Annotated in this window: 16 protein-coding genes; 2 read left to right on the top strand and 14 right to left on the bottom strand. The window is 24.8% G+C overall.

Annotated features, from left to right (window positions below):
* Window positions 1-117: 117 nt before the first annotated feature.
* Entirely contained in the window at window positions 118-2,013 is a 1,896-nt protein-coding gene (locus EXC36_RS01500) for a P68 family surface lipoprotein (protein WP_129690141.1), read from the top strand.
* 114 nt (window positions 2,014-2,127) lie between these two features.
* On the opposite strand, the gene upp is transcribed toward EXC36_RS01500, so the two are convergent.
* From upp to mutM, 6 genes are all read right to left on the bottom strand, one after another.
* A complete protein-coding gene (gene upp / locus EXC36_RS01495; protein ID WP_010925119.1) occupies window positions 2,128-2,754 on the bottom strand; it encodes a uracil phosphoribosyltransferase in 627 nt (208 codons plus the stop codon).
* On the bottom strand, window positions 2,755-3,417 hold the full coding sequence (gene deoC / locus EXC36_RS01490) for a deoxyribose-phosphate aldolase (RefSeq protein ID WP_041364028.1): 663 nt from the start codon (window positions 3,415-3,417) through the stop codon (window positions 2,755-2,757).
* Window positions 3,418-3,648: 231 nt separating this feature from the next.
* Complete coding sequence (locus EXC36_RS01485) at window positions 3,649-12,108, bottom strand: SGNH/GDSL hydrolase family protein (protein WP_129690139.1); 8,460 nt, start codon at window positions 12,106-12,108, stop codon at window positions 3,649-3,651.
* A 157-nt stretch (window positions 12,109-12,265) separates the two neighbouring features.
* Entirely contained in the window at window positions 12,266-12,862 is a 597-nt protein-coding gene (locus tag EXC36_RS01480; RefSeq protein WP_010925116.1) for an FMN-dependent NADH-azoreductase, read from the bottom strand.
* A gap of 78 nt (window positions 12,863-12,940) precedes the next feature.
* A complete protein-coding gene (locus EXC36_RS01475; RefSeq protein ID WP_129690137.1) occupies window positions 12,941-13,246 on the bottom strand; it encodes a hypothetical protein in 306 nt (101 codons plus the stop codon).
* A gap of 97 nt (window positions 13,247-13,343) precedes the next feature.
* Window positions 13,344-14,180, bottom strand: a complete 837-nt coding sequence (gene mutM, locus EXC36_RS01470; RefSeq protein ID WP_129690135.1) for a DNA-formamidopyrimidine glycosylase — start codon at window positions 14,178-14,180, stop codon at window positions 13,344-13,346.
* 106 nt (window positions 14,181-14,286) lie between these two features.
* On the opposite strand from mutM, the gene EXC36_RS01465 reads away from it, so the two are divergent.
* Complete coding sequence (locus tag EXC36_RS01465; RefSeq protein WP_129690133.1) at window positions 14,287-15,183, top strand: nucleotidyltransferase; 897 nt, start codon at window positions 14,287-14,289, stop codon at window positions 15,181-15,183.
* On the opposite strand, the gene EXC36_RS01460 is transcribed toward EXC36_RS01465, so the two are convergent.
* The 8 genes from EXC36_RS01460 to EXC36_RS01425 all read right to left on the bottom strand — a co-directional run bounded on the left by EXC36_RS01460 (window position 15,180) and on the right by EXC36_RS01425 (window position 22,878).
* A complete protein-coding gene (locus tag EXC36_RS01460) occupies window positions 15,180-17,975 on the bottom strand; it encodes a lipoprotein 17-related variable surface protein (RefSeq protein ID WP_129690131.1) in 2,796 nt (931 codons plus the stop codon). The two genes, EXC36_RS01465 and EXC36_RS01460, sit on opposite strands and share 4 nt — an antisense overlap.
* Window positions 17,930-19,132, bottom strand: coding sequence for an IS3-like element IS1138B family transposase (locus EXC36_RS01455; RefSeq protein WP_041363864.1), 1,203 nt, complete (start codon window positions 19,130-19,132; stop codon window positions 17,930-17,932). The genes EXC36_RS01460 and EXC36_RS01455 overlap by 46 nt, the downstream gene beginning before the upstream one ends.
* Window positions 19,133-19,188: 56 nt before the next feature.
* Complete coding sequence (locus EXC36_RS01450) at window positions 19,189-19,524, bottom strand: hypothetical protein (RefSeq protein WP_129690129.1); 336 nt, start codon at window positions 19,522-19,524, stop codon at window positions 19,189-19,191.
* A 110-nt stretch (window positions 19,525-19,634) separates the two neighbouring features.
* Window positions 19,635-20,504, bottom strand: coding sequence for an Hsp33 family molecular chaperone HslO (locus EXC36_RS01445; RefSeq protein ID WP_129690127.1), 870 nt, complete (start codon window positions 20,502-20,504; stop codon window positions 19,635-19,637).
* On the bottom strand, window positions 20,494-21,369 hold the full coding sequence (gene ylqF / locus EXC36_RS01440) for a ribosome biogenesis GTPase YlqF (protein ID WP_197722593.1): 876 nt from the start codon (window positions 21,367-21,369) through the stop codon (window positions 20,494-20,496). Before ylqF ends, EXC36_RS01445 begins: the two co-directional genes overlap by 11 nt.
* On the bottom strand, window positions 21,347-21,619 hold the full coding sequence (locus tag EXC36_RS01435; protein ID WP_041364024.1) for a DivIVA domain-containing protein: 273 nt from the start codon (window positions 21,617-21,619) through the stop codon (window positions 21,347-21,349). The genes ylqF and EXC36_RS01435 overlap by 23 nt, the downstream gene beginning before the upstream one ends.
* Entirely contained in the window at window positions 21,609-22,361 is a 753-nt protein-coding gene (locus EXC36_RS01430) for a TrmH family RNA methyltransferase (protein WP_129690125.1), read from the bottom strand. The genes EXC36_RS01435 and EXC36_RS01430 overlap by 11 nt, the downstream gene beginning before the upstream one ends.
* A complete protein-coding gene (locus EXC36_RS01425; RefSeq protein ID WP_010925107.1) occupies window positions 22,354-22,878 on the bottom strand; it encodes a tRNA (cytidine(34)-2'-O)-methyltransferase in 525 nt (174 codons plus the stop codon). The genes EXC36_RS01430 and EXC36_RS01425 overlap by 8 nt, the downstream gene beginning before the upstream one ends.
* Window positions 22,879-22,941: the final 63 nt, after the last annotated feature.

Genomic DNA, 22,941 nt, shown 5'->3' with positions numbered 1-22,941 from the left:
TCAACTTATTTATTTTAAAAAAATGTTTATTTACCTATTTTTTAAAAATAAAAGTTCATAATTTAAACATCAAACAAACATATTGTCAATTCAAAATAGACAATAGAAGGGGTAAAAATGAAAAACAAAAACAAAATATTTACTAGCCTTGCAGGAGTGTCTATTTTAACGACAACAGCTTTTGTTGTTTCTTGTCAAAAAGAAATCAAAACAATGGAAACTTTTGAAGACAAAGTTATCTTTCAAGCAGCTCAAGGACAAAGCTGACCTTTAATGCCAGCTCTAAGAGAGCTAATAAAAATTTACAATCAAGAATTTAAAAATGATACTAATTTTTTGCCAGTTGAGCTTCAAGATCAAAGAATAACCAAAACTTATAATGAAGATTCACTAGCAAGAACTACACTTGAAAAATTGCATCTAAAAAAAGATGATGAAATTCCTAATATTTTATTAAATAGTGCCAGAGGTGCTTTTTTAATAAATCAATATAATAGACTTTTAGATCTTGAAAATTCAAAAATCACAAAAGATCTTTTTGATGATGTATTTTGAAAATTACATGGAAGAATTCCGGGTTCAGACATAGAAAAGCTCTATTCAATTCCTTTTGATATTGCAACAATAGATGCTCTTGTTTTTAATATTGACATTATGGCTCATATTTTTGATCAAATTAAAGCTGGTGGCGGAAAAATTAATTTATCAGAGACTAATGTCTTAAAAACAAAAATTGACAAAGCTAAAACAGAGGGAAATGTTCAAATTCCTGAAGGAAAAATGTGAAAATATTTAGTAGCTAAGTCAAGTGAAGCTTTTAAAGGATATGAAGTTGTTGATGATTCATTTAATACCTATGAAGGCCTTCAAGAATTTGCAGCAAAAGTCTATGAAAATTTAACCTTGCAAGAAAATCTTTCTCCTGAGATAAAAGAACAAATAGAACAGGGAGCTGATGCTAAAGTTTTTAGAATAGACTATCAAAGCGTGGCTTTTGAAAAATTTGTTTTTGATAGGTTAAATGCCTATGAAGGAAAAAATCCTTATCTTTGAGATTTTGAAGTAAATAAAGAAACAGGAAAAACTGGAAAAAATTTAATTTATAACTTTAAAAATAATGAAAATATTAAAAATATTTTACTCGATTCCTATGAAGCTTTTGTTAAGGATAATCACGAAAAACATATTTTAGGCTCAGGAACTAAATCAAGAAAATTTAAATCAATTTTTTATTCAACAAAAGGTGAAAACGATTGATCAAGTCGTGATATTTTAAAATACAACACAGCTTTTGCCTATGCTACTCATCTAGGTTATAAAGATGCTTACAATTCTTTTACTACAAGAGATATTGAACTTCAAAATTTTGATGGCAATAGTCAAAGCAAACAAGAAAAATGAGAGCAAATTCAAAAAGGCTTTACCAAAGAAGAAGATATCTACTACACAAGACAAACTACAAGAATGAAAAAAGGATCTGATAGGGCTGTATTTTACTATGGAGGTTCTTCACTTGTTCCAATAAAAACAACTCCAAAAAGAGATAAAGCCACCATCAAATTTATTGAATGACTTTTAACAGGAGATCTTCCAAGCTCTTATGGAAGCATTAAAGTAAAAGACCATCTAAGAAATACAAGTAGATATGTAGTTCCTACAGCAGATAGGCTTACTAAAGAAGAAAAGCAAAAAATAGAAAAAATGATTGAGCAAAAAACTCAAGAATTTAACTCTTTAAAAGCTAAAGAAAATAAAAGTGATGATGAAATTAAAAAAATGGAAAAAGCTCAACAAGAGAAAAACTTTTTAATATCAGTAAAATTATCTTTAGAAGACATTTTATCAGCAAGACAAGCTAATGAATATAACAAATATATCTATCATGATAACTACACTGCAAAAGTATGAAAAACAATTAGTACAACTCTTTTAAACTACACCAAAGATGGTGGAAGAAAAACCTCAAAAGAAAAGCTTTGAGAAGAGCTTATGAAAATTCAAGAAGATGCTTAATAAAAAAATTGTAATTTTTCTTGCTTTAAAAATTACAATTATCTTAAATTTAATTAACTAAAAAAACAACCTAAATCAAGAGGTTGTTTTTTTAGTTGCTTTATAAAAGCTTATTTATTTTGTTCCAAAGATTCTATCTCCAGCATCACCTAGTCCTGGAACAATATATTTTTTGTCATTTAATTTTTCATCTAGAGATCCTAGAAAAATTGGAAAGTCTTTTCCAACATTTTTCTCAATATTGTCAACTCCTTCTTGAACTCCAACAAGTGAAAGAAGTCTAATGTTTTTAAAACCATCTTTTTTTAGTCTTTCAATAGCATAAACAGCTGAGTTTCCTGTTGCTAACATAGGATCGACAATTAATATTTCTGAGTCTTTTGGCACATCTGGAATTTTGTAGAAATAATTATTAGGTTCAAAGGTTTTTTCATCACGGAAAATTCCGATGTGACCAACTCTTGCTTTTGGAAGTAAATTTACAATTCCCGGAACCATAGCTAAACCAGCTCTTAAAATTGCCACAATTACAATTTCTTTGTCATAGTCATAGGCCAAAACATCTTGGGCTACGGGAGTGTCAATTTTAATTTCTTTTAGTTTATAGTTTCTAAAAACTTCATAAGTCATAAGTGAGGCAATTTCAATTACATTTTTTCTAAAAACATCATGACCTGCTTTTTGAGATCTTATAACTGAGAGTTTTTGTTTAATTAGAGGATGGTCAATAACTTTTAACATTTAATATCCTTTCTTAATTTCTTGATTTTCCATAAGCGCAACTGATGAAGAAGTTCCAATTCTGCTTGAGCCTAGTTCAATCATTTTTTTTAGGCTTTCTTGATTTTTAATTCCTCCAGAGGCTTTAATTAAAACTTTATCTCCAACGGTTTTTTTCATAATTTCAATGTCACTTTCACTTGCTCCTCGATATGAATATCCAGTAGATGTTTTAACAAATTCAGCTCCTGAATTTAAAACAATTTGACAAGCTTTAATGATTTCTTTTTCATTTAATAAAGCAGTTTCAATAATAACTTTTAAAATGTTTGATCCCATTACTTTTTTAACGCTTTTAATATCATTTAAAACATATTCATAATCGCCATCTTTAAACTTTCCAATATTCATTACCATATCAATTTCACTAGCTCCATGGCTAATTGCTAATTTGGCTTCTTGAACCTTTGCTTGAGTAATGGCAGCTCCAAAAGGAAAATCAATTACTGATGCTATTTTTATGTCGCTATCTTTTAATTTTTCTTTGGCATATTTAACCCATGATGAGTTGATGCAAATTGCTTTAAAATTATATTTTTTAGCCTCATCAATTAGCTTATCAATATCTTTTGATTTTGCCTCTGGCTTTAACAAAGTATGATCAATATATTTATTTAATTCCATTTTTACTCCTTTTGCTCATCTTAACAAAAAGTTATTTGTCCAAACAACAAATAACTTTTAAATTTAATTTAAAAAACACAAAGCATTAATTTTTGAAAATATTTTAAAAAAGTCAAAATAATTAATAAATGCTTGCATAATCTTTTATATTATATTTTATTTTTTATTTTCTTTAAATAAAAACAAAAAACATAAAGTACTTAGACTTTATGTTATTAAATGATAATTTAGCTATCTTCTCTTTCAAGTTTTTTGAATTCAACCATTTCTTAGAGCTTCAAGCAGAATTATTCTATTTGGATGATTTGTAAAACGATCTTTAGAGCTATTTCATCAAATGTAGGCTAGAAGTTGATCATCATAATAGTTGTATCTTGTTGTTCCGTTTGAACGGTTTCCAAAAATAGTTTGAACTAAGTTAGAACCATTTAAAACAACTTTGTCCTCTGGATAGTGTCCAGTGAATTTTCTAATATTATTAACAATACCTCTTTTTTCATTTTTGGCTTTATTTCAACCATCTTCAAGTCCTGCATAAGTAAAGCCTTCAATTGTTCGATTAGTTGCATTTCATCAAATAAAACCATCAACATTTTGATAAGTAATTCATAAAATAATTGTAGTTATTCTAAATAAAGCTTTGTAGTAAGGATTGTCTTTAAAGTTTTTAGTTTGTCAAATTGTGTCAATGTAGCCTTTTCCTAAGTGATATGAAAACACTGACATAAGTTCTTTATAAGTATTAACTAAATGAATTAAGTTTTTGAAAATATCTCATCCATCTACTTTTAGACTTGAACTTGATCCTTGTGCACCTCCTGCATTGGCTTCATTTGGATAAATAATATTTGTAAGCATTTTATAAATACCATTTTGATATTGATGTCAAGTTTTGTTTGGAAGTGATGAAGCTTCAAAAAGCATGTTGAAGAAGTTAACAAAATCTTTAGTAGCATCTCTATAAGTTCTAAAGTATTTATCTAATAAATCTTTTGTTTTTCAAATGTTACTTACATAAAGAGTATTAGTTTTAACATCCATGAAGTTAGATTTAATAATATTCATTATCTCAATAGTTAATTTATTAAAGTCTACTTTTGAAAAGTTTGTGTTTTTGAATTTATCTAATGATTTTTTGAAAATGTTTTTTAACATTCCTTGTTCATGAGCAAATCTTCCTAAACCTTGAACAAATCTTAAAATAATCTCATGATGTTTTGTTTTGATATCAAATTTAGCACTTTTAAACATTGGAAGAAGTTGTGAAACTAAAATGTTTTTTAAAGAATTTGATTTAAGTAAAAGTTTATAAATAAGATCATATAAAGCATCTTCAACTTTATTATTAGCGACGTTATCTGATTTTTCAAGCACAACTCTAATTAAATCTTCTCAATTTTTTATTTCAGATTTTCTTTGTGCACTTTCATAAATTTTGCCATTGTGATAGTGAATTTGATTTGAAAACACTACTTCTAAAATAGCCTCTACAACTCTATGGAAGTGAACATCATTTGAAATCTCTTTTAATAAATTAAATGAATTTTGTTTTAAATCATTTGGAATTTTTAAATCAAAGTTTGTGAAAATAGCATTAATCAAAGTATCTTTATTTAAAACAATTGAAAGTCCATTTTTGATTTGATTAATAACTTCTTGTCTAAAATTATTATCTTTTTGTTTTACGCTATTTAAAACAATTTTAAATATCTCAAAAAAGCCTTTGTCAAAATTTAAGTTTCTAGTTATTATTTTTTGCATTGAAACGCTTCTTGAAAGAGCTTTTTTATTTTTTAATTCTTCAATTAAATTATTAAGTACTAATTGAGGAATATCAGAGTTTATTATTAGATGAATTGATGTTTTTAAAATTGATTTTAATTGTTCTTTTTCTTTATTGTTAAACTCAATGTTCATCTTAGATTTTAATTGACTAAGAAGCACATTTACACTAAAATCATGTAACTCTGAAACTTTAACATTTAACTTATTAATAATTGATTTTAAATAAGCTAATAATTGATTTTTATGAGTTGTTAAAAATTCAGCTAAGATCTCATTTAAATTAGCTTTTGAAGCATAGTTTTTGTGATTTTTAAAAATATCATCAATTACTTTATTAACTAAATTAGTTGTTTGAGGATCACTTGCTATTAGAGCTACTATTTTTGACAAGCTTTGTTTATTGTTTTGTTCAATAGGAATTGATTTTGAAATGTTTTCAATAAATTTATCTTTGACAAAATTTTGTACAGAAGTGTTTTTCAATAACTTCTCAAAAAGAGTTTTTACTTTTTGAATGTATTCTTTGTTATTAATAGATTTTGAATCTAGAATATTTGATTTTAAAATAATTGATAAAACTTCAAAAAGACCATTTTGTGAAAAGTCAAATTTGCTCTTTAGAATTTCTTGAATTGAAGCAAATAAATCATTTGTTTTGCTTTGAGGATTTTGTTTTTTAACTTCAGCTAAAAATACCTCAAGAATTTTTTCAACAATATTTGAAGTTGACAATGCATCAATTGCCCCTGATGTAATATTTGAAACTAGTGAAAGTTCATCTTTAGAAAGCTCAAGATTTTGCTCTTGTAAAAGATTTAAAGCAAAGCCATTTACAAAAGTTTTTAACATTGAATCACTTGCAATTTTTGGAGCTATTTTCTTAAAGTATTGAGTTACTAAGTTTTTGTTTTTTTCAATAAAAGAAACAATTAAATCAAGATAATTATTTGCATTTTTGTAATTTTGATTATTAGAAATAATGTTGTTTACTAGTGATTTAAAAAACTCTAATGTATCTTCATTTTGAAGCACAAAAACTAGAATTTGTTTTGAAGCATTTCTTAAATTTTCATTTTTAGTTTTTGAGTCTTTTTGATCTTGATCTATGAAGTTAATATTTTGTAAAACTGGATCTAAGAATTTGTTTAATAAATCAGTATTTTTAAACACTCTTAAAAGCATTTGTCCAAGGGCATTTTTAAGAGCATCTGTATTTTGAGATTCCATTAATTTTCAGTTAATTGTAGCAAGTGTTTTAACTAAACTAAAGTAGTTATCTTTTTGATCCATTATTGGTTTTAAAAGACTTGAAAAATTAAAGATTTCAACTTTTGTTTTATCAGAGACTTTTGCATTAAAAGATGAAACAACTAAATCATAAAGTTTGTCAATTAAATCTGTTTTTTCAAGAACTACTAATGACTCATTTACAAAATTTACTATTGAATCAATTTCATCATTTTGCAAAGTTATTTTTGATTTTTTTAACTCACTTTCAATAAAGCTTTTTGCAAGTGGATTTATTAATTTAGAATTTTTAATTTCACCTATTTGTTTTTTAAAGAAATTTAAAGTTTCATTTTTATTTGATGATAAGAATTTATAAAGAATTTCTTGATAAGAATTTAGCTTTGAATACTCTTCTTTTTGTGAAACAACTCTATTAATGATGGTTTCTATAAAATCAATAACTTGATTGTCTCTAAAAATAAATTTAATCAAGTTAATTGCATCATCAACTTTAATATCATGAAGTTCAAAATTTCTAAATTGTTTTTTTAACATTAGCTCAAGAGCTTTTTCTTTTCTTAAAAATACTCTTAGAATTGAAGATATAGATTTTGTAAAACTACTTTGGTCACTTTGAGTAGAAAGAAGATTTGATGAAAGAACTTTTTTGAATAGGGCTAAATAATTATTTTCAGCATCTAAAAATTCACTTATTGATTTTTTCATAAATGTTGAAAATTCTAATGAAGTTGATTTAGAATCTTTTTTGTTTTTTTCTAAAAGTGCAAAAAAGTCTTTTAAAAGTTGATTTAAAAAATTAGATGAATCAACAATTGAAATTAACTCATGAGCTGATTTAACAATTGTGTTAATTTCTTCTTCAGTAATTGATGAATCACTTGTCATTAGATTCTTAGTTATAAAGCTTTTTATAATGTTTTTAAACTCATCATCTGTTTTTATTTTACCTAGTGTATTAGAGCTTAAATTAATTATATTTTCTTTATTATCAACTAAAGCATCAATTAAAAAATCATTTAGATTTTCATATGCTAAATACTTGTTTTTATTTGCAAAAATTGTATCAATTATTTGTGCACTAAATTTCAAGTTTTGTTCATCACTTAAAACATTTTTAATTAATTTAACAATGCTTGATTTAGTAGCACTATCAAAGTCTATTGTTTTATCAACTATTGGACTAATAAATTTAGTTAAAAGATAATCATTTTTTGCAAAAAGATTTAAGAATTTTTTAATAATAGCTTTGAACTCATCACTTTTGTCTACATCGCCTTCTTTTACACTTAAAAGAGTTTTAATCACAGCAAAATATGAATTTTGTTGATCTAAAGCTTTATGAGTAATATTTTCTACTTTAGTTAAAACGCTTGAAGATTCTTGGTTAATAGATAGAGCTGAAAGCACTAAATCATATAGATTAGAAATGATGTTAGTTTTTCCAAATAAATCTAAACTTTCATTTATTAAAGTTGAAAGACTTTGTAGTTCAGTATCACTAAAAATTTTCTCTCCATTAGGAGTTACTAAGGCATTAATTGTTTGACCTAAAAGTCTTTGAATTATATTAGATGATTTTATTTCAAAAGAAAGTTCTTTTAAGTAATTAACAACAGTTTCTTTGTTGTTTCTTAAAACAAGATAGATCAACTCTTCAAAACTATTGGCTTGTTGATATTGCGAAAAATCTTTGAAAAGACTATCAATTAAAAGATCACTAAAATTAGTTGTTTTTTCATTTTTTAAAACAAATTTAACAAACTCATAAACTGGAGTATAAGCACTTGCTAATTTTTCTTTTGATAAGAAAACTTTAATTGTTTTTTCATAAAGTTCATCACGAGAAAGTGCTGATTTTGTAAATGTTTTTAAAAGATTTTTAATTGACTCTGAGTTTTGTGATATGTCAATCAATTTTGTATTTAATATCGACTTAACCATTTGATAATTTTCTTTAGTTTTTTCATCTTTTTCACTTAGTAAGAAAGTATTTAAAAATCTTGTAAAATCAAATATTTTTTTATTTGCTTGAACTCCATCAATAACTAATGAATCTTTGGTAGCTAAAGCTAGTGATTTAGCAAAATTATTTGATTCAAAAACTTGTTTTAAAATTTTAGTTAAATCAGTTGAAATTTTATTTGTCTCATCTGCATTAAGCTCAAATCCCATGAATTTTTTGGTTTGTGAAACCAAAAGAACTTTTAAAACATCTTGGAAATTTGCTTCATTAACTACATCTTTAAAAATAGCTTGAACTTTTGTTGCAATTGCATCAGAGTTGTCTTTTAAAATTAAACCTAAAACTTGTCCATAATTTTCTAGTTTTTGATATTTGTCTAAATTATCAAAAATAATGTCCATCATTTTATTGATAAAATCAGGATCTAAATTTTTCTTAAGAGCATTTCTTAAAATTGTAGTTGTTTTATTAAGTGCCTCAGGGTTATTTTCAAAAAGCTCACTAGTTTTTGGCATCATAAATGAGTAAATTAAATTAAAGAATTTTTCTTCAAATAACAACTCTTTTAAAACATTAGTAATGTCTTGTTTGTATTGATTTACAAAGGCTTTATCTTTTAGTTTATTTGATGAAATTAAAGCTTTAAAAACACTAAAGAAATTGTCATCTGAAAGAGCAAAAATTTGAATATTTTTTAATGATGCTATAAAGTTTTTTTTATCAATTTCTAATAGAGTTTTTGAATTTACAAAAGTATCAACTAAAGCATCTATTGTATTTGAATCTGCAATAATTTTTAGTGTGTTAGTAAAAATGTTTTTAATTGATTCAACACTTGAGTTTGTAAGTTCAAAACCAGCTTGAGAAGCTAACTTATTAAGTTTGCTTGTTAAGATATTTGCATATTGAATTTCTGAGTTAACCACTGATGAAAAAATATCTTTTACATAAGTTTTAAATCATGATGAATTTGTTTTTAAAAAGTTAAGCACAAATTCAAATGCATCATTATATTGATCAATTGATTCTCATGAATTAATTACATAATCAATTATTTTATTTAACAATTCAGGTGTTTTTTCAAAGTTTAAAATATGTGAAAATATTCCTTTAAAAACATCACTATTTTCTTTAAATAATTCAATATTTGAAAGATAAGTTCCAGCTGAGCTAATTAACTTATTTTTAACGTTTTCACTTTTAAAAACAAATGAAACAACTTCTTTTAAACTACTTGTAAATTTATCTCTTTGTTCCACTGATGAAAGAGATTTAGATTTAACAACTTGCTTTAAGAATGATCAACCTAAATCATTTGTAAATCCAAATGTTGAAATAATTGATTTTTGAAGTTTTTCAATAAGATTAAATTCTTTAGGATTTGATAATTTTAATTGAGCAGAGCTTTTAATTTCCTCAATGAAATTTTTAAGGACTTTTTCAAGTAATTCTTCTGTGTCTACAATGTTGACTAAAGTTTTAGAAACTTCATAAAATGCTTGGCTTGTTTGAGTTGAAATAACCTCATTTGATGAGTTTAAAAATTGGCTAATTCCAAAAGAAACAAGTGCTTTAAAGTTTTCTGGTTTTGCAACTAATTCATTTAAAACAAATCTTACAAAATCAGTAATTGCTTTTTCATTTGTGTTAACAAAAGCAAACAAGAAATCTTCAATTTTTTCAACTTTTTGATAAACAGCTTTGTTATCAAAAATATCATCAATAAGTTTTTCTATTAATGCAAAAGTTTTTTCCCCTGAAACAATTCTTAAAACCAATTCACTTAGGTTGTGAGATAGAATTTTATTTTGTATAAAAGCACCAGTGAATTTTGAAATTAAAGTTGTTTTTAATTCACTTTTTTGTAAGAAGTTTTTTAGGATTTTTTTAATTATGTCTTTAAAAGATAAGTTTGTTTCAGGATCAACATAAAAACTGCTTGATGAAAACTCTCTTAATAAACCTAGATAGTTATCTAAATTTGAAATTTCTTTTTTGAATATTGTCATCAAATGTGAAAGTTCAATTTCTTGAATACCAGCTTGTCCATTATTATCTAAATCGAGAGTTAAAGTGTCTCTAATTGATCTATTGATAATGTTGTGAACAAATCTTGATTTTGTTAGAATTTCAAAAAGTTTTTGATAATTAGCTTCATTGTTTGCAAACAAGAATTTCTTTAAATCTTCCTCTGGATCAAGTGTTTTAAATATAGAAGAATTTATAATAAATTCAACAGCTGATTTAGAAAGTGTTTTGAAAATATCACTATATCTAAAAAGAATTTCTGAGTAATTATCTGTGTTAAATTTAGACTCATAAAGAGCAATTCTTTTGTCATTTTTTGAAAAAAGAGCTGAATTATTAACTCCTAAAACAGTAGTAATAATTTCACTGTCTTTTTTATTTTTAAATTCAAATAATCTTGAAAATTTTCCGTGATCATAACTTAAATAATTTGCATTTCAAGATGAATTTATTTCACTAGGGTTGTTATATTTTGAAATGTCAATTGCTAATTTCAAAAAGATCTCTTGAGCCATTTTTTTATAACCAATTTCATTTGGGTGAATATCAAAGGCTACATCTGTAAAATCATTTTTGTGTTTTAATCACAATGGATCATCATAGGCATTAACAAAGTTTACATTTTCATATAAATCAACTTGATCTTTAATGCTTGAATTAATGAAATTTAAAAGAAATCCCAATAGTGTATCATTACCAATTTTTACACTCTCTCCCAATAGTTTATTAACCATATTAAAAAGCTTAAGAGCAGGCATTGGATAACCAATTAAATTAATTGTTACATTTTTATTATATTTTCTAATGTGACTAATAAGTTCTTTATATCTAATACCCATTTCGTGTCTAATACTTGAAAGAATAGGTAAAAAAACACCAATTAAATCATTTGTGCTAGCGTCTTTTTTCATAAGAAGTGAAAGAACATCTTTTTCTTTAAACTTTTCAAAAGCAAGTGACATAAAGTCATTTGCACCTAAATTTAAAAGTAATAAATTAGAGTTTGTAAGTCGTTTTAAAAAATCTTCTCTTTGACTTAGATCTTCGCTTTTAGTTGAGTTAAAAAATATTGTATCTTTATTATTAAAATAATCATTTCAATCTTTTAGAGTTGTTCCTGAAAAAGCAAAGTTTTTAAAACTCTCTAGCTTGTTTGGATCAAGATCATTAATGTAGTCTGCTATATAAGATGAATAACTTAGTCCAGTTATTTGCTTTGTATTAGGATCATATTCACCAGGAACATAATCAAGCATTTTTGCATTAAAACCAGCTGCAATTGAATCACCAAAAGTGACAAATCTAATTTTGTCTTTTATTAAACGCTTATCATTTGATAAAGTGCTGTTATTATCAATAAAACCACTGTCGAAATTATTCTCTGAATTATTTTTGTTTTCTAAATCTGACTCTGAGCTTCTAGATTGACTAGATTTTTTATCTTTGTTTTGGTTCGCTTTTTTATCATCAGGGCTATGTTTTGTGTTTTTATCAAAATCATCTGAAACAGATCCTGATGAAGTTTCACTATCTTTGTTTTTATTATCTACAACAGCTACATCTTTTCCTTTACCAATTTTTGGAAGTAAAATTGCAGAGGTAGTAATAATACCGGCTCAACTAGCAAGACCCAAACCAATTAGAATTTTATTTTTCATTTTCATAACAAACTCCTAAGCTTTTTAGAATTAAAATAAGGCAGTTAAATTTTACCATTTTTACTAGAAAATTGGTTTTTAAAACTTAGTGTTATATTATAAATCAAAGTAAAAAAACCACTTACAAATTGCAAGCAGTTTTTTATCTATTGTAATGAAAATCTTAAAAACTATAAGCAGCTTTTTTTATTTCACCATCAAATTTTTCAATGATTTCTTGAGGAGTTTTTTTAGAATTTTCTCCTATTTTAACACTATCTACTAAAATGTGATCTGCAACTTTGGCACCCAAAAATCTTCAGTGTCCTTTTAAATATTCTGAGTGGTTACCTCAAGGATATCAACCTAAAGGAGCTCCTTGAGTTGTTAAAATTTGAACTGATAAATGATCTAAAAGACCAATAGCTTCACCTTTTTTTGAATATTTATAACTAAATGTTTTATCAGCTACTGAAATGTGATCTAAATAATTTTTTGTCACAGCATTAACATTGAAGTTTGTCATTGGAACTGACATAACAACTTTGTCTACTTTTTTTAATTGATTGATGTATTTATCTGAATATTCAGCTACAAAGTATTCTTTCATGTTGTGTGATGTCATTGTAATACTTGCCATTTTTTCATCATTTAAGTTCATATAAATAAACTCATCATTTGGATTTTTTTCTTTATAGTATTCCATAAATTTATCGTTAAGTACATTTGAAATTGAATTTGCACCCATCATAGATGTTTTGATTACTAAAACTTTTGCGATTTTGCCCTCTATTCTTAGTTTTTTGAATGTATAAAATAATATGTTTTTAATTATACATTATATTTATATTTAGATTTTTTAATTGCTAGTTTGTTCTAAATGAGTGTTTTTTTCACCTTTTAAATTTTCATAGATTTGCTCGATTATAGGATCTATTTTTTGCTCAAGTTCTTGGACTAAATTTTTTAAATTATCTTTTCTTAAATTGCCTTGTTCTTTAAATGTCGAAACATAAACTTTTGTTACTAAATTTTCAAGCTCATCAAGATCAATGTTAAGCTTGCCTTCATTTAAAATGTTTAAAAAAATAACTATATCTTGTGCAGCATAGCCATAAAGTGCAATTAAAACATGATCCTTGCTTTCGCTAAGGATTTTTTTCATATAAAATCTTTTTTGTTTTATTCTCTCTATAATAATATTTTTTAAATTTTTATATTCCATTGGCTTTTTTAATTATGCCTTGTTTTAAATTTAAAAATTAAATAAAATCTTTTTGTTTTTGACAAGTTGGACAAAAATAAGTTCCTCTGCCTTTAAATTTAATTTTTTCAATTTTGCTAGAACATTTGATGCAAAACTCGCCTTTTTTAGTATGAACTTTTAAAAAGTTTTGATACTGACCTTCTTTTTTATTTAGTGATTCATATGAATTTATTGTTGAACCTCCTAGTTCTGTGGATTTATCAAGAATTTCAATAGCATTTTTTAAAATCTCTTTTACCTTATCTTTTGATAATAAGTTACTTGGAGTTGCTGGATGAATTTTTGAAGCAAAAAGAATTTCATCAGCATAGATATTTCCGATTCCCGAAACAATGCTTTGATCCAATAAGGTCGGTTTAATTGCTAGTGCTTTTTTGCTTAGTCTATTATAAAAAGTTTCAAAGTCAATTTCACCAGGGCTTTGAGCAACTTTTGCAAGAGGATCTATTTTTAAATAATTGTTTAAATATCGAATATGAAAAGTTCCAAAAGGTCGTGATTCTCGATAGTGAAGTTCAGAGCCATTTTCAAAGTAAAAAATAGCTTGGATGTGTTTTAGAGTTTCTTTGGGTTTTTGTTCATAAAAGCTATATTTACCCTCCATTCTTAAATGAGAGAGCATAATCTTGTTGTTTGTTAAAAAGTAAATGATATTTTTACCTAAATTAGAAATTTTCAAAATTTTTTCACCTATTAAAAATTCTTGAAAATAAGAAGGGTCATATTCTTTAAAAAGTTTGGGATTAAAAATCTCAACTTTTTTAAAAACTAAATTTTGAACTTTTTCATTTAATGATTTGCAAACAACTCTAACCTCTGGTAATTCAGGCATAAAATCTCCTTAGATAAGTAACTAAAGTATGATTAAATAAATTTTAAATTTAAGATAGTAAAATTATAAATAATTATTAATTTTAGTAGTAACTTTAAGGAGTAAAATGGCAATTGCAATTATTGCAGAATACAACCCTTTTCACAATGGACATATTTATCAAATCAATTATGTAAAAGAAAAATTTCCTGGAGAAAAAATTCACATAATTCTTTCAGGCAATTATGTCCAAAGAGGAGAAATTGCAATTGCTAGTTTTGAAAAGAGAAAAAAAATTGCTCTTGAATATGGAGCTGATTATGTTCATGAATTAGAATTTGAATATGCAAGTCAAGCTGCACATATTTTTGCAAAAGGAGCTCTTGCAAAAATAAATTCACTCCAAATTGATAAGCTTATTTTTGGCTCTGAAACAAATGATATAAATGAGTTTATAAACATTGCAAAAATTATTAAAGATAATAAAAGTCAATATCAATTATTTTTAAAAGAAAATTTAAAAAAAGGCCTTTCATTTCCAAAAGCCTCAAGTTTAGCAAGTCAAAAAATAACTGGAAAATATTTTCAAATGCCCAATGATATTTTAGGCTTTGAGTATGTAAAACAAATTATCTTTAATAACTATAAAATCACAGCTTTTTGTCATACAAGAACAAATGATTATAAATCAGATAAACCAAGTGGAAAATATGCTAGTTCAACTTTGATTAGAAAGATGATTTTTGAAGGCAAAGATGTATCAAAATATACACCAATGATCTTTGAAAAAAAGCCCATAAGAATTGAAGATTTATACTTTGATTTTCAAACAATAATTTTTAATAAAACAGCTCAAGAACTTCGTCAATTCAAGCTAGTAAGTGAAGGAATTGAAAATCTTTTTAAAAAACATATAAATGAAAAAAGCTATGATGATTTTGTTGATAAAGTTAATAGCAAAAGATATACCTCAAGTAGAATTAAGAGGATAATTTTATATATTTTATTAGGTATTAAAAATTAGTTTATTTGAGATCTTTTAAATAAGAATCCGTCAATATTGAATTTTAAATTTTCTGATGTTTGATCAAGATCACTTCATTTAATTTCTTCTTCAGTTTTATTAAGATTTGAATAAGTGAATTTTCTAGATATTATTTTTGTTTTTATCATTGAATTTTCAATGCTAAATTCAAGTTCAATACCAACTCATAGTGCATGATCTTTTATGATTAAGTTTAGGATTAAATTGTCATGTCTCATTGATCAATTTGACTCACTTATTTTATAGAAAGTATGATTGTTTTTTTGTGAGATTTGATCTTTAGAAAAAGATATATATTTTAAATTAGATTTAAGATCATTTTTTCAACTAATTTCTTTTCCACTAATTTTTTCAAGCAAAATAAGATCAACATTTTGATCAGTTAATTTTTCTTGTTTGTCAACTAAAAAGTTAAAGAATTTTAATGTATATGTTTTAAATATTTCTTTTCCTTCTTGTGATTTTAATTTAAAAGATAAATTTAAATCACTAATTTCTGAAGGCTCATTGTAATTAGCAAAATTGACTAAATCTAATGTAAGTAATTCATCTTTAAATTGATATCCATTTGGAAGTTCAAAATCAAAAAATTGTTTTAATAAATCAATTTTTCCTTGAGTAGTTATTTTTGAATTAAATTCATTTAATAATCTTGTTGGACTATAAACACTAGTTTTATTTGACATTTCTTTAGGTTCAAATAAAATAAAAGTTTTTATTTCATTTTTTATAGTTTCTAATAAATCATCTTTGTCTTTAAAAAATCCTAATTTTTTAAAGTTGATTGATTCAAAAATTCCATTTCAAGGTATACCAAATTTTTCATAGTCATAGTCATTACCTACTAATTTAAATTTATTGTAATATGAAATTTTATTTGTTAAGTTTTCACCTAAAAAAGAATAGATTTTATTTGCTAAATCATCAATTACTTTATCACCTTTTTGTTGAGCATATTTAATGTATTTTTTTAACTCAATTGATGAATAATCTTTTGTTTGAAGTGTAAAAATATTTTTAACTACATCATTGATTTTGTAATCAAATGAAACTGGCGTCAATGATGAGTTAAGCATTTGAAAGCTTTTAAAACCAGAGATAATTTTTTGAGTTGAACTTGTTTTGTTAGGGTTATTTTTATTAGTTAATTGAACATTTAATACTAGTTCACCTTGAATGTCATTTTCATCTTTTAATAAAACACTAACATTATATTTTTCTGTTAATTCTTTTGTTGTTTGGCCAAAAGTTATATTTAAATTTTTATTAACATTTTCATCATCTTCATGAGTTAAGTTTTCTTGAACTATTGATGATGCTTTAGTTTCTTCTTTTTTTATTGTTGCATCTACTCAATCAACTTCTACTCTATCAATTATTTTTGATAAATCTTTTAAAACTAAAACTTTTTCATCTTTTAAAGACCCTTCAGTATAAGTTAGTTTTACCTTTAAAAACCCCTCTAAATCATCTAAATAATCTTCTTCATCTTTTGCTATTTCAAATGAAAGAAATTGAGCTTTTTTGTAATTTAAATCATTGTCATTAAGAACATTTAATTTATCAATTTTTAAATCATCATTTGTAATTTCAGAAGGCAGTTTTTTTGCTAGATCTCTATTTGCTTGATTAAATAAAATCTTACTAAGATTTAATAAATTTTCTCTAATTTTTTCTGAAGAAGTTTTTAGTCCGCTTATCTCTATTAATTCACTTCTTTTTATTGTTATATTATCACTAGAAACAGTAACAACAACTTTTAAAGTTCCTGTTTCATTGTTGTAGTATTGTTCTTCAAAGGGAATTGAAAAATGAATTGGATATTTTGATGTGTCATATTCTTTATTTTCTTCAATAAAAGCTTTTAAATTGTCATTTTGATTTAAGTCTTCATTTGTAATTTCAGAAGGAAGAAATTTAGAAATAATGTTGTTTTCAGTTAGTTCAATTTTTGTAATAGAATTAGCTTTTTCTTCTAGTAATGTAGTGATTTTTTTGAAGCCACTAATTTGGATTGGATTTTTTGAAATTTTTGTAATTTTACCTTTTGTCAATTTAACATTTACATAAATTGAACCTTCAGTGTCAGAGTGAGAATTTGCTACATTAGCTTTTTCAATTTCTAATGAATAATCTTTTTCATTAAAAATTGCTTGATCATTTTTTAGAAATACAAAATTTGAAATTTTTAAATCTTCATTAGTAATTTCAGAGGCAAGTTTATTTTTTATTTGATTTTTTCCATCTTTTAAATTTATAGTACTTATAGAATTTACATAGTCTTGAACTCTAGTGTCAATGTTTTTTAAATTAGATAGATTTAAAATCTTAGATCTTTTAACTGAAGGATTGCTATTTCTATAACTTAAAGAAACTTTTACATTTAATTTGGCTTCAAAGTCATTTAAATGAGCCTTGTTTTCTTGTTCAACAATTTCAAAAGTAATGTCAAATTTTTCATTTTGATATTTATCCCCAGCAGTTGTAAAAACATCAATGTTATCTAAATTTAACTCACCATTTAAAACTTCAGAAGGAAGTTTATTTCTAAGAAATAAAGCTTGATCTTTTACAGCAATTGAAGATATAGAATTTAAAGAATCTTGAATTTCTTTATATAAATGTTCAAAACTAGCCTCTTCTAGTTTGTACTCTTGAGAGATAAGGTTAGCTTTTTTTAAAATAAAAAATGCACCTTGTAAACTAGGACAAAAAAAGTGACTATTTAAAAAACACTTAGAACATCTCAGCTTTGTTGAGGTGTTTTTCATTCTAAGATTGATTGTAATCTTTCATTATTGTATCAGTCAATATAATTTTGAATAATTTCTTGCAATTCTTTGAATGATAATTTTGAAATTTTTAGATCATTTAAGCACTCACTTTTGATATTTGAAAAGAAATATTCTGCTTCTCGATTATCAAGTGAATTTGCGATTCTACTCATTGAAATTATCCCATTGTTTTCTTTAATAATTTCACTATACTGATTTGATGAATATTGACTTCCATGATCTGAGTGAATTATTCACTCTTTATCAAATTTGATTTTAGAAATATGATCTAAAACTAACTTAACATCATTTCTTTTACTTAGATTTCAATTAATTATTTTCTTGCTTTGATGATGAATTGCAATCGATAAATAAACATGATTGTTAATTGCATCTTTGGGGCTTGGAATATAAGTTACATCAGTGGCAACTATGTTGTTAAATTTGCCATTGTAGTCTCTTTGAATTAGATTTTGATATTTAGTATTAAGATTTTTAATTTCATTTTTTCTTTTTGCTCTTCTAATTTTGCAAAAAAGATTTAATTTAAGCAAAATTCTACCTATTTTTCGATAGTTTATATACCTTTTATATTTATTTTGAATATAAATTTCTAATCTTTTTCTACCAAATATACCTTTGTTTTCATGAAATGATTTTCTAATAATTTCTTCAATTTCTTGATCTTTTTTCGGCTCTGCAAGTTTAGGTTTTTTTCAAGAATAATATGTTGATTTTGAAAAGAGAAATTCTTTTCATGAAATTTTAGTTAATATTTTTTCTTTATCTTTATGTTCTTTAATTTTTTTTCGAATTTCTTTTTCACTAATGTCATCAAAAATTATTCTATAAATTTTAACAATCTCTTCTAATTCTTCTCTTGTATATTCATTAACTTCTTTTCTTTTTGGTGGTCTACCGTTATTTTTTTTGTTAGCTGTAGATTTGCCAGTTTGTGAAATTAAAGATTGTTCATCTTTTTGAAAAGCAGAATATTTTTTGAAAAATCAAGATTTTACATATGTATTTTTTCAATCTTTACCAATATTTTTGTTTACTAAAAATATATATTTTTTTATATTAATTTTTCCATCATAAAATTCTTCATATAATGAAAATCATTTCTTTCATTGTTCTGGTTTTAGTTGTTTCATAAACACTCCTATTTAAAGTATATTTTAAAAAGTGTTTTTTATTTTTTTGTCCCAGTTTATTGATCATCATCTTTTAAAAAATACTCAACTTCAACACCTTCTTCAAGTTCTGGTCTTAAAATAACTTTGCTAAGCATAAAAGAATTAAATGAAATTTCCTTATCACCTAAAGCTTTGTATTCATTTATTAAATCACTTAGAGTTTTATTTTCTAAGTCATTTTTTAGTAGGATTGAAAATTTTTGGTCTATGGCAAGTTCATTTAATTGTTTTCTAATATTTTCATCTCTAACTTTGTTTTTATGAACTAAGGAAACAACAATAGAAGTTGCAGCTACAGCAGTTGCAACTATTGGAACTGACAAAATAAACAATTTAGTTTTTTTCTTCAAAGAAAATACCTCCTTAGGTATTCAGCACCATTAAATGTTCTAACCAATCCTAATGTTCATTATGTATTATATAGAGTATTTATTTAATGGGTAAAAATAGGTTTTATTTTTTATTTTTCAATTATCTTTTTTTCAATCAAATATTTACTTTCACAAAATGGACAATTAACTTCTATGTTTTCATCCTTATTTTCAAAAAGATATTTTTTATTTTCTTTAGATAAAGAACTAAGCATATTAACTACTTTTTCATATGAACACTCAAAAACAAAAGTTACTTCTTTTGTTTCTAACAAATTAGCCTCTAGTTTGTTTTCAACCTCTTCTATTGACATATCATTAAAATTATTTTCTTTTCAAAATTTTTCAATGAAAATTATGTCTTCTTCTTTGTGATTAGGAAGAAGTTGCATGATGATTGATGTAGCTTTTGTCAAGTTATTTTTTTCATCAAATTTTATTGATTTTTTAATGGCACTATGAATTTGAAATGATTGATAAAAAAAATAATTTAAATCACTAATCATATCAGCTTTAAAAACATCAACTTGAGAATTATAATTTGAAATTTTATCTTTGACATTTACAATTAACTTTGCATCTTCACCAATATAAGGAGTTAAATAAATGTTCGATAAATCAATGCTTTTAGATAAAAAATCCTCTGAAAAATTATCTTCATCTTGAATTTGATTATTCAACATTTTTGCTCTTAATTTACCATCAAAAGTTCCTATTACATCAATTACACTTCCTAGTTGTTTTGAGACATAACTAATTTTAACTTCACCATCTTTTGTAAGGATAAAGCCAAGTGAACCAAAAGTTGCAATTGCTGAAGATAAAATAACTTTTGAAATAAAAGATGTTTGTTTTTTTAAAAGAATTTCATTTGCAACTTTTGTGTAGTCTGAAAGAAAAATTCTAATGTTATTTTTAATTAAAATTTTTGTATAACTTTTTTCATTTTTAGAAATCATAAGTTAGTCCTTTTGAATTTTTTATGAAATTATAAAATCACTTTCTAGCTCTTTCTAAATCATATTCACCATTTTTAATAAACATGTTTTTTTGCTCTGCAATTTTTAATAAATTTTCATGAATCTTGTTTTCATCGTTCGAAGAAAAAAGATTCATATTTGTTAAAATTTCAGGATAGTTTTTAGAGATGATTTTATAAGTGTTTTTAAAGAGAAAATCACTAGGGATGATCTCTGATCTTATTGAACCAATAATTGAGAGTTTAATAGCAACATCTTGATCATCTAAATTGGGTCATAAAATCCCTGGAGTGTCTAACAATAAGATGTTATCAACTTTGATTCATTGTTGCCCTCTTGTGATTCCTGGCATGTTCCCAACTTTAACTTTTTTCTCTTTTAAAAGAAGATTTATAAACGTACTTTTTCCAGTATTTGGAACTCCCAAAACAAAAACTCTTAGTCTAGGTTTGTTTAATCCTTTTTTTTGTTCTTGTAAAACTTTTTCTTTTAAAAGATAGTCAATTTTTTTCAAAATTATTTGGCGACTTTGAGGTTTTTTTAAATCAACAAAAACTACATTTTTATCTGAACCAAAATGTTCTTTAATTTTATTATATTTATCTTTGTCTCCTAGATCAATTTTAGAAAAAACAAAAAGTCTTGGTTTATTAGGTGCTATTTTATCAAATGATTTATTGTAGCAGCTCAGTGGCGCTCTTACATCAAGTAAAATCACAAAAAGATCAGCTACAACAGCTTTTTCTTCAATTTCCCTCATTCCCTTGGCCATGTGACCTGGAAATCAATTTATCTTTATTTCATTTAAATTATCATTTTCATTATTGTTTTTTTTGCTGTTCATTTTTTATTCCTTCAAAAACAGTTAGTTTTTCTTGACAGCTAAAAAGTGATATTGTTTTTGAATTTATCTTTTGTTCTAAATCCTTAATTTTCTTTTCTTGCTCTAGATGGTTTGTTAAAAATTTGTAGATCTCTTTTGTTATTAAATCTATAAAAGCATCAACTTCACTTGCATTATAGCCATTTATTTGTGTTGTAAATTTATTATCTGTAATTTTTTTAATTAAATTTTCAAAATCACTAAGCTTCATTTTTGCTCCCTTTATTTTCAACATATGACATGATGATTGAACCTGCAATGGCTACATTTAAAGATTCAAAGTTGATAGGTACAATCACATTTTTATCAATTAAAGTTAAAATTTCTTTTTCAATTCCTAAGCCTTCATTTCCTAAGATTAAAACTATTTTTTTATCAAAGCTATTTTGATATAAATTAGTTGAATCACTATGCAAGAAAGTTCCAATTATTTCATAGTTTTTTTCTTGTAGATATTTTAGAGTTTTTTGGTGATTTTTTGATTTAAAAAAATTTAAAGCAAAAATTGCTCCTTGACTTGCTCTTATTATTTTTGGATTATAAATATCCAAATTATCATAAATAATGTTTTTAAAATTAAAAGAAAGAGCTGATCTTAAAAGTGTACCTATGTTAGTTGGATCTTGTAAATTATTTAAAAATAAAATATTACTTTTTTGATCAATGTTTAAAAAATCATTGCTGGTTTCTTTGATTTTTACTTTAGCAATTTTTTGCTCTGAATTAACTAGAAGAGAAACATGTTTTAAAACTTCTTTTGTTATTAAAAAATCATGTTTTTCATTTGGTTTAGTTGAATAAATTTGACATTCAAAATTATTTTTCAAAGCCTCATCAATTAAGTGATCTCCTTCAATTAAAAATTCATTAAATTTTTGTCGATATTTTTTATTTTGAAGTTTTTTAAGATGCTTGATTTTTTCATTTTCTTTTGAAGAAATAACTTTATTCATTTAAAAAGTTTTTTCCTTTTTGAATTTCATATTTTGAAAGATTTGGAAAGTCAAGTTGTCTTAGACACTCATAAATAATTACCACTACAGAATTGGCTAAATTTAAAGAGCGATTTTCAGGGGCCATTGGTATTCTTAGAGTTTTGTCAATGTTTTGAGAAAGTATTTTTTTTGGTATTCCAGTTGACTCAGTTCCAAAAACAAAAAAGATGTCTTTTTTACCATCAAAAGTTTCTAACTTAAAATCAATATCTGAATAGCTTTTTTGTGAATAGCGAGTAATATAAAAAATATTTTCATTTTGATACTTTGCTAAAAAATCATTGTATGAATCATGAACTTCATGTTGAATTTCACTTAAAAGGTGGCCAGCTGCAGATCTTTTTAAAAATCTAGGGTTTAAATCAAAGGCAATTGGTTTAATAATGTGTAATTTTGAGCTAGTTGCAAAGCAAGTTCTAATAATATTTCCTGTATTTGGTGGAATTTCAGGTTGATATAATACAATATTAATCATAATTGTTGTATTATAAATAATATAACTAGAAAGATTTATTTATTGTAAATAAATTTTTTAGGA

This window comes from Mycoplasmopsis pulmonis (genome assembly GCF_900660575.1).
GTDB classification, from domain to species: Bacteria; Bacillota_I; Bacilli_A; order Mycoplasmatales; family Metamycoplasmataceae; genus Mycoplasmopsis_B; species Mycoplasmopsis_B pulmonis.
This window is presented reverse-complemented; position numbering and strand designations above follow the sequence as displayed.